The 9,338-nt window shown below is 51.1% G+C and carries 8 protein-coding genes; 3 read left to right on the plus strand and 5 right to left on the minus strand.

The features are described 5' to 3' along the window. The first annotated feature begins 133 nt into the window (after positions 1-133). Both ACI77I_RS31025 and ACI77I_RS31030 read left to right on the plus strand, forming a co-directional pair. Positions 134-1,069, plus strand: a complete 936-nt coding sequence (locus ACI77I_RS31025) for a TniB family NTP-binding protein (protein WP_406999977.1) — start codon at positions 134-136, stop codon at positions 1,067-1,069. Between the two features lie 154 nt (positions 1,070-1,223). Beyond that, positions 1,224-3,059 (plus strand): TniQ family protein, encoded by a 1,836-nt coding sequence (locus ACI77I_RS31030; protein WP_406999979.1) that lies wholly within the window; start codon positions 1,224-1,226, stop codon positions 3,057-3,059. Between the two features lie 570 nt (positions 3,060-3,629). Here the strand turns inward: ACI77I_RS31030 and ACI77I_RS31035 are convergent. Continuing rightward, positions 3,630-3,866 carry a hypothetical protein gene (locus ACI77I_RS31035; RefSeq protein WP_406999991.1) on the minus strand — a complete coding sequence of 79 codons (237 nt, stop codon included), beginning with the start codon at positions 3,864-3,866 and terminating at the stop codon, positions 3,630-3,632. Positions 3,867-3,956: 90 nt separating this feature from the next. Here ACI77I_RS31035 and ACI77I_RS31040 point away from each other — a divergent pair, with 90 nt between their 5' ends. Beyond that, positions 3,957-4,286: a hypothetical protein gene (locus tag ACI77I_RS31040; RefSeq protein ID WP_406999981.1), complete on the plus strand. Its 330-nt coding sequence runs from the start codon at positions 3,957-3,959 to the stop codon at positions 4,284-4,286. A 138-nt stretch (positions 4,287-4,424) separates the two neighbouring features. Here the strand turns inward: ACI77I_RS31040 and ACI77I_RS31045 are convergent, their stop codons facing one another. The 4 genes from ACI77I_RS31045 to ACI77I_RS31060 all read right to left on the minus strand — a co-directional run. Further along, entirely contained in the window at positions 4,425-7,055 is a 2,631-nt protein-coding gene (locus ACI77I_RS31045; protein WP_406999983.1) for a hypothetical protein, read from the minus strand. A gap of 4 nt (positions 7,056-7,059) precedes the next feature. Further along, positions 7,060-7,902 (minus strand): hypothetical protein, encoded by an 843-nt coding sequence (locus tag ACI77I_RS31050; protein ID WP_406999985.1) that lies wholly within the window; start codon positions 7,900-7,902, stop codon positions 7,060-7,062. Beyond that, entirely contained in the window at positions 7,899-8,750 is an 852-nt protein-coding gene (locus ACI77I_RS31055; protein ID WP_406999987.1) for a TRAFAC clade GTPase domain-containing protein, read from the minus strand. The genes ACI77I_RS31050 and ACI77I_RS31055 overlap by 4 nt, the downstream gene beginning before the upstream one ends. A 158-nt stretch (positions 8,751-8,908) precedes the next feature. Next, on the minus strand, positions 8,909-9,338 hold a 430-nt coding region (locus ACI77I_RS31060), incomplete at its 5' end, for a GTPase-associated system all-helical protein GASH (RefSeq protein WP_406999989.1).

Consider the following 9,338-nt stretch of genomic DNA (forward strand, 5'->3'; position numbering starts at 1 on the left):
GTAGCGGCGCTCGATTACCTGATAACCTGCCCCAAACGGTGGGTGTGGTTGAATTTATCGATGCTGACAGTGATTTGGACTCAATCCCAGATTACGCGGTTGTTTCAAGCGCCCCCCGTGTGAGGGACGACACATGAACGCTTACCGGGAGTACCGAGGCGGATTTTCTCTACGCCACCACTTCATACAGAGTCCGCAAAGCGATCATGCAATTGCACGTATTGAAGAGGTGAGGCAGGACACTATTCGAACCAAAAGCAGTAAGGGGCTCGTTATCCAAGGTCCGAGCGGCGTCGGTAAAAGCTCCTTGATTAGGGAGTATATGAGAAATCAAGTGAGTCCCGACTCAGTAGGCGTACGGCCAATTTTGGTGGTGGAAATGCCCTCCTCTCCGTCCAAGAGAAATCTAGCGACGGCCGTGCTCATTGCTATGAAGGATCCATTCGCCACTGCACGTGGTCATTCCGCCGAACATAAATTCACTCGGATCGTCACGCTGCTTAAAAACCAGGGAACCGAGATGATCATCTTGGATGAGGCGCAGCATTTAGTGGATTACAAAAGGGTAGGGGCATACGAGGCAGCAGACTGGATCAAAAGTCTGATGAACGAGACTGATATCACAGTTGTGCTGGTAGGGCTGAAGAGAACAGATAGCTTGCTCTGGGCTAACGAACAACTTCGCCGACGGTTCTCTGCCAGCATTGATTACGGACGGTATGAGCTAACTGAGGAGACGTGGATGCAATTTGCATCTCTTCTGAAGGCCATCCACAGCTTGTTGCCTGTCACATGTATTAGCTTTCTCTCCAAAGATATGCTTCAGCGCTTTCAACTAGCTTCTTTTGGACTCGTTGATTATCTGATCAAGATTCTGGACCGTGCTGTATGGCTGGCTCAGCTGACGGATGTTGAAGGCATCGATATGGGTGTACTGTCCCAAGCTTTCAAAGACGAGGTATGGAGTCGGGTGGCTAATGAGCGAAATCCGTTCCATGATGATTTTGATTTTCGGCCGTTAGTTTGCGGCCGAGAACCCTTTGAAAACTTTGATAACCCTTCTGCCTGAGAGACTGCCGGGAGCAGCTCCCGGCAGTAATTAATATGTACAACGACTCTTATGTTGGGTTTGTAGCGTGGACGACGTTATCGGTCGACCCTCGTAATCACGCTCAATGATTTGTAAGTAGGTTTGAATTGTCTATGGACATGGTGGAGGTCCTATGTTTGATTTATTGATAAACCCTACACCTATGCACGATGAAAGCTTGATAGGTTTTTTGCACCGTTTAGCTCATAGTAATTGTTTGTCAGGCGGTGAAGTACTTGGGCTGTTCAAAGAAACCAGCGATGACAGTGTCAATGAATGGTTAGACTCAAAACAGAGGCCCTTAAGTTGGAATTTAGTAGCCGAAGAGATTCGTACTCCAAAAGTTACCAATCAGAAGACGTGGTCTGTAGCCTGCTCAAAATACTGCCCTGTTTGTTTAGCTGAGGGACTGTATTGGCGTGAATTGTGGGATCTTACGCTGTATACCACATGTGCTTTTCATCAGGTTGAGCTTTTGTACAACTGTCCAAAATGCAAAGCTCACAGTAGTCCAAAAGTTTTAATAAACAAATGTTGCGATGTTTGTGGATACTCTGTTCAAGATTCTGATCTCCTAAGCTTAACTTCGGATGATCCGAGAGCATGGCTTTCCGTTGAACTTGATCATCGCGTAAGGCTCCCAGACAGCGGGAAAGCTAAAGGCATCGGCGCTCTCACGTACCAGCAACTGCACGATCTGGCTATACGGATTGGTGTAAGGGCTGTGAGTCGAAAACGCTCTATTACTATGAAGGTTCCGGAGGTCGCTTCAGGAGTGGTAGCGCCTGAGTTAGCAAACTCAGCAGGTAGCGTTTTCAGAGGCTGGCCTGAGGCGTTTCACAGCCTGTTGGCTGACCTTATGGAAATTAGGAAATCCCAGATTTCCTGGCAGTTGGTGTCGGCTTTCGGTCCGATTTATAATGACATGTACCTTTCCTTAAACGACTCATGTTTTGATTTTGTTCGACAAGAGTTTGAACGACACATCATCCAGCAATGGCAGGGGCCGCTAGCTAAGAGAAACCGGCGGCTGAGCGAATGCACTTTACTTGAGCATCGTTGGCTCCCCTTCTCCAAAGCTAAGCGGTTAACAGGTCTACCCGAAGCTTTTTTGCGAAGAATGCATTCGTCGGGTGATCTTGAAACCAGAGAGTTTTATTACCCTTGCGGGAAAATCAGTACGGTAGTAGACATCGATCAAGCCCGAAGACTCTCATCGGTACTGAACGAGCCTGTTAATTTGCGGGAGGCTTCTCGGTTACTTTGCCTAAGTAGAAAGCGTGTAGAGCAACTGATATCAACAGGTTTATTAAGAACACTTGGAGGTTCTCCAAAAGCAGGTGAGCAGTGGCTTATTTCTCTCGACTCGATAGTCGATCTAATACCCAATTCATTTTTACCGTTATCTGATAGCGGTTTTATAACGCTATCACAAGTAGCAAAACACTATTTGCCCACGGCGGATGGACTTCCGCAGTTATTAAAAGCAATTCAAGAGGGCGAGGTTCCAGTTTTCTGTAGCGCGCACGCCGAAGCTATAGGTATAGGGAAATGGTTGGTTTCTCCCAATGTGCTGCACCAAAAAGGAATAACTCTGCATGCGTCAAACCAAACTAAAGGATTGTCGATAGCTGAGGCTGCTAAAGCCTTAGGTATGAAGGAGGAAGTAGCATATGCGCTTGTTCGCGCAGGCCGACTTGGAAGTAATGTGGTTCAATGTTCTAGACGATCAGCACATGTCGTCGGTTTGAAAGATTTAGATCATTTTAAGCGAAACTATATTCTATCCCCAGAAATTGGCCAAATTTTGAATACGTCCCCCAAAAGCGTTTGTTTTCGTTTGCGGTTAAAAGGCTTTGAACCCATTGCAGGTCCTAGTCTCTTGAAAGCGCAGTGCCGTCAGAATGTGTGGAGACGGAGCAAAAAATTGACTGCCTATCTCAAGTTAGTAACTAACCCTGGTGGTTAGGTGGTTCGAAATTGGTTTCGATCTTTTGCGCCACGGGAAATGGTTTAAGTAGTTCAGATCGTACCTCTTTTATAGCACCGATCAACGGAGCGAAGTACAGTCTTGGGGCGTCCTTCACAATTGAGAGCAGTTCTGCTGTTAATGCGGATTTCATGGTCCCGTCTCCACAGGTTCTCTTTGCTATGTCTATCATTCCTATGAGTCAGATTCAAGGTTCTATGCCGGCTTCTCATAAATCACAGACGACCGGTGTATGAGAGCCCGTCAAGGTGGTGTTTGTTCTTGGCTGTGTATTCAACCTGTTTGGAAAAAAAGCCATGATTCAGCCTCCTGATAGATGAGACGAGCTAACGCTTACTGATGTTTTTCAAGCGGCACAAAAAAACCCATCGGGAGATGGGCTTTTCTATCAAGTGTCTCCGAGTGGAGGTTTGCACCCACGAATCTCAGAGCTAGCACCTCGAGGTTATTACCCTGTTCAGGCCTAGTCAACTTCAAATAGCTACATCGAGCCCCAGACCAGAATGAGACAATAGAGGTTGCTAGTTTTTTCTAGCGAACCGGGGCGGGTCAAAATGCTAGGCAGTTAATCAACCCCCTATTTGCAGATCTGAGCTTCGCCAGGCCTTGCTTGATGTGGCCTGCGTTTTCCCCAATCGCATATAACGCCCCACGGACATTTTCGCCCATTTCGGTTGATCCTTGCTTCTCGGCGTGGAGCGTTAACTCCATCAGTGCCGCCTCCAGCGCTAGCTGGTTTTGGTACATTCTTTCCAGCAGGTCTGACAATGAGTATTCCACTGATATATTGCCTCCAATTCCCGCGAGCCCCCAGCATAGCAGGGGCTCTGGTTATAATAGGTTAGGTTATACACAGCGTATTTTCTGAGGAGTTGTATGAATACGGAACTAACGGAAGAAGAGATGCGGCTGGCACTATTCGGTAGGTCTGAGCCTCCCGCGCCGCAAACTAAAATACACACGCAAGCCGTTACGGATGTCGTGATGGTTGAACCGATAGAAGCAGTGAGAAAAAGGCAAATCTCGAAAGGCTTTACTCCTAGGCTCAGAGTTACACTGCGCGTCGGAAATGAATTTGAAGGCAAGATGTACGAGATGGTACATGAGGCTGATACGCTGAGCTCCTTGGTTGCGGAGCAAGAAGCTACTATGATAGCCAGAAAGAAATTCAGGTTTGTAGAAATTGTGTCGATCAAATCGATGTAATTGTGGACACAGACTACGTCACGAGCCTGGAGATTAATTCTCGATCGGTTATGACGGGTCACCTTTTCGGCCATTACGTATCGTACTGACGCCTCAGATCATAAGGTACCAACGAATGGTGTCTTTGGCTCGATACCACTACCGTTCTAATCCATGAGATCGATCTGTAGATATCTCGGCAATATTCCGCCTGACCACGCGCTGCGCGTCCTCCCCCAGGCGACCGAGATCGTTCTCTAGGCGCGAGAGATATTTCGCACCGTCGTAGGATTTAACGATGCGCTTGAGAATTCTGGAGACGTCGCCGCACCGATATGCGGTAAGTGCCAGATTCCCAGGTGGCCATGCTGACGATAAGAAAGCGTCGACCAACTCCCGTCGAACGGCCTTACAACGATCCCAATCAAAAAATGGGACAAACTTGAGGAGTTCAGGCACATCGTCGTCCTTCGAAAGCTCCCGGTAAATAATTGGGAACAACGCCGCAATCAATAGTGAGACCGGCTGCTGACGAGCACGCAAAAGCGATGGGATGAGCCTGCCGGCGGCTTCAATGAGTCCAGGTTTATGCAGTTTTTCTGCATCGAAAAAAAGCCTAGCGCAAGCGTCGTAGGCCGCCTCAGTTAGGTCAATGAAATCTCGACCTTGCACCGCGATGGCGATTTCATCAAGCGCATCAATCATGCGTTGACGCACAGCCAAAGGCGCTGATTCAAACACCAAGAGATTGCGACTTGCTACGTCAGCAGTAGTTCCGTACCCCACCCCAACCTTAGCCGCCCATCTACCGTCAAGCCGCGCCTCGAGAATACCGAGCAGCATGTTCAGAGTCGCAGCCTCATCACCTTTGAATCGATTGCGTAGGAGTCTCCCAATAGCTCGTTCGGCGATTTGGAATCGTTGAACACCTTCTATTTTAGGTATGACGGATTGGACAATGCGAATGTAGCTCTCAAGCGGCAGGTTCTCCTGCAATGCCGCGCGCGTCAATGTTTCGATCGCGTCATCCGGAAGTCGCTCGACGATACGCTCGCCGACACTACTATCACCTAGCAACGCCGCGAACTGCTGATCATCTGCAAGCTTGAGAACACCCACCAGAAGCGCTGTGCTTGTTGCTTTTGACAAATGTTTTTCGTTCAGAAGCCAGAGCATGTCCTCCGCAACAGGCTCCATCGATCTCGAGAGTAATGCATCCCTTCGCACTGAGGCCTTGGATTGGACCAACACGTCACGAACCTGTAGTAGGCCTCCTACGTCGCGTGCTCGGATAATCAGAGCTGTACTCATCTGGATGGCCTTGTATCCGTTCGCCTCACCAAGCCTGCGCAACTCTGTAGCAATTACGTGAGCATCAAGCCTGATGAAGAAGGGAAGTGCAGCCGGGAGTTGTCGATCCTCAACCAAACTTGGAAGCAGCATGGCGCCCGCTCTACTTGCGAGCGATTGATCAACCTCTTCAAATATGTCTCCAATCTTACGGATTAACACATCGTCCGCTGCAACTCGATCGGTCAACGGGCCGCCCTGTGCGACAAGACTCGCGAGGACACTCATTGGGGCGTTTGCAAGTAGATGCTCGGTGAGGGGGCGCAGTGCCTTGCCTAACCCCGTGGCTATATTAGGGACGAATGATTCTATTGCCTGTTTGGGATCAGGTTGGAGGAGCAAGCTTATTGCGCCATCGGGTGCAGTCTCGGCGAGATGCTCCACAAGTGCTTCAATCGCGTGTTTCCCGACTGGCATGTTATGTCCCTGCATCTTACGAGCAATGGCACCGACAAAGTCCCAAGCGTCTTTTGCCGACAACGTGCTAGCAGCGTGGCGAGTGGCTTCAGCAAGCCGCGGCTCCAAAGCTTTGACTGCCGCGAAGTTGCTAACCATCCCCGAGTTGGCGATATCTAAAAGACCTAAAGCAGCGGTAGGAGTCTGATGCAGCTTATCGCTAAGCTCTTCCCACAACAGAGCAATACGCAGCGACGCGGCGCTTTGCGCCCCACGATCACCTAACAGACTAAGCTCCCGATCAGACAAAAGCTTCGGCAGGTCCTTCTCAAAAACTCGACTTACAATGGAACTCGTCCAGCGATGCCGATCAGTCTGGGGTAAACGGCCATCCACACGGCGTCCAGGCCAGTCGGAGAACTTAGCCTTGGCATTTGAGGGGGCGAAGACTAGATCAAGATCACGGCCGCCTATCTTTCGAGGCGACAGAGCAAAGGTGGAAAGCGAAAACCGCCGGCGAATATCGGGCCACAGCGACGTGAGTAAGCGAAGAGCAACTAGTTCAGGATCCGGTGCGTCGAAGACCACCACCGGTTTAGCATCCTCTAAGAAAAGCGCTTCGAGTAGTTCACTCCCATTGAAATTAGTCGCAGGACGAAGTCGTTGATCCGCCCGCTGCGGCAACTCCATTCGTACTGCTTGCGCCTCATCTGGTAAGACGTCCGAATCAAGCAATTGGAGGATGGCTAATAGCGGCGCATTGACAGACCAAACCAACGCATCAATCAGTACACTTTTAGTGAGTACGCAACCGGCTCGAGGGACAGTGACATCCTGCCATGTTCTCGCAACAACGTAATGGGTGCCACTAGGCAGTGGATACGCCGATAGGTAAGGCTTGAACTGCTCTTTTGGACGTAACGGACCAGCCACATCGGAGAGACGATCCACAACCGTCTGATCCTCCTTGGGAAGGACAATCGAAGACGCCAGTAGCTGATGGCCCTTGCGGTAGCCGTGGATCTGAATCTCCGCAGTAATCACAGCTTCAAAGCCCTACCGCCCATGCGATGGGAAGGGTGATATCGCTAATTTTAAGCCACTCACCTTCGCTTTCTAACGCAACCCAGCCCCGCCCGTCCGGTCCCGCCTCCAGATAAGCTTGTCGGTAATTACGGTCGCGTTTCAGGTCGCCCCCGACGCTACTGAGACCAAAGATCCGAACATCGAGCGTTTCCAAATCCAAGAGCCGGCCTGCGAGCAGAGGGTACTCTCGTTGCAAATAAGTCAACGGTCCCTGCCGAAAAACAGCTTCATCAATCAGATCCCAAGCCGTGACAACCACGGATAACCGCGGCAGCTCACCATCCTCCCGATCAGCAAGTGAACCTTCAAGGAAGCGAATCAACTCACATAACATGACCTGGGTTGGCAGCCCCTGATCCTCCTCTCCTCCGAGTTTTTCCAGCATTCGGCGCGATGTCACCCAATCGAGGGGACGCACATCTTGGTCGGAGTCAACGCGTACGAAGAGTAAAGCCCCATCAGCACGCGACAGCTCAGCCATCCATTCAGGATCAATCTCGCTTTCGATCACTGCATTACGCCAAAGCTCTCCTGAAATGTCAGGCACGACGATTCGGGCCTGTGGCCCTTCTTCACTGGCTGCGACCACCACCTCGAAATTTCGACGCGCATCGCTGTGTTCGGTACGAGGAGCGAATGCGCCGGAATAAAGGTGATCGGTTATTTCAAGTACGAAATTGATGTCGTCAGGTTGTTCCGCGGCACGTAAAGCACCAGTTCCCAGGTCGAGTGCTCGCCACAGTGGGCCAATGTAATTGGTCTTACCCGAGTCAGGACCGCCAAGAAGTACGATTGATCGGGTCATTGGTCTCTCCTGTAACGTAAGTAGGCGCGGTCCCCGTCGGCAGAGTCAGTTGACCGCCAGAAGACTGATCGTTGGTTCCTTGCTGTAGCCGTTCGATCAATCAAATCGGCCAAACCGAAGCCCGCCGGGATGTCGTCAGGGTGATCAGAAAAGGGCGCAACGCCTATTATCTCAGCCGACGCCCCGCGTCGTGAAAGCTCTGACTGCAATCTGTTGATCACAGTGTCATCTAGGACATGCAAATCGCGGTGAGTTACGACCACCAGCAACCGTGGTTCACGGCCACCCATCATGGTATTCAGACGCTGCGCAAGCTGGCCTACTCGGGTTATCACGCCATGACGTTTTTCGATATCTGCGAGCGAACGACCATCGAGGACAACCCAGATCGCTTCAGCTGACTTCATGAAATCCAGCCGATCCGAACGACCTGTACTGACTAGGGCCTGCGTCCACTCACCGGGCACGTCAGGAAGAGCCAAGTCCACACGTCGTCCGTCCGACGTTCTGACGAGTTTAAGATGAAGGAAACCTGGCCCATGATCGTCAGCAAGCTCAGTATGAACAGTCATTTGCTCCGGCGCAGTTCCATCGTTCCAATCTCGGGCGCCGCGTGCAATCTCCTCGAATGCGGACAAGCTCTTGCTGTCCGCGAACGACCAGCCCTCAAGCTTCGCATGCGAGACAAGAAGATAGAGGCTGGCTAGGCAGGCAGTCTTTCCAGACTCAGGATCACCAAGAATGCCGACAACGTTGACGTATCGGTTGCCCATTAAGGCGTTCAGGGCGCTGAGCCCAAGCGTCCTGCTCGATGGCAACACGCTGCCACGGATAGGTTCATCGAGCACTGGTGCGCCCAGTTCTGACGTTAGACCATCAGCGTCGTCCGGCAAGTCCACCAAGCTGGGTTGATTAGCCGCACGGTTACTACACGACGAGGGTAGACGCTCAAGTGCGCATATTCCCGTGTCGTCAACGGTACACCCTTCGTAAGTGCACGAACCACTCATATCTTCCCTTGACCCCGTGATGCGATCGTGGCAAATCCTGCCTCCAGTATCGCCCGGCCGCCCCACTCAGAAACTCGGCGCTTCACAGAAGCCCCATATTGGTCGGTCTCCCCAGTGGCTAAAGCATGAAGGAGAGGGAAAATCGTTGGGTTGGTGGCGACCAAACCCTGACTGAAAGGTGCTCCAAGCGCTGTGCGGTCTTCGCCCAATGCCTCAAGCAATTCTTCTAGATTGAGCTCTGGATCTAAGTCCAGTGTTCGAAGAACAATTTCGCGGTGCACCTGGCACGGTAGACGACGGAGCATTTTCGCCCCTTCGACGCCTGCAGCTATGATTCGTGTCGGCTCATTAATAGCGGATAACTGTTTATTCAGCAGGCGGCTGCGACCTAGCTGCGCCCACCATAGGAAATCCAGTTCCTCTCGG

Source organism: Pseudomonas sp. D47, assembly GCF_045447305.1.
In the GTDB taxonomy this organism is placed as follows: domain Bacteria; phylum Pseudomonadota; class Gammaproteobacteria; order Pseudomonadales; family Pseudomonadaceae; genus Aquipseudomonas.

Coding starts and splice junctions, on each gene's coding strand:
- ACI77I_RS31025 (WP_406999977.1), top strand. CDS start 134: ATGAACGCTTACCGGGAGTACCGAGGCGGATTTTCTCTACGCCACCAC.
- ACI77I_RS31030 (WP_406999979.1), top strand. CDS start 1,224: ATGTTTGATTTATTGATAAACCCTACACCTATGCACGATGAAAGCTTG.
- ACI77I_RS31040 (WP_406999981.1), top strand. CDS start 3,957: ATGAATACGGAACTAACGGAAGAAGAGATGCGGCTGGCACTATTCGGT.
- ACI77I_RS31050 (WP_406999985.1), bottom strand. CDS start 7,902: ATGACCCGATCAATCGTACTTCTTGGCGGTCCTGACTCGGGTAAGACC.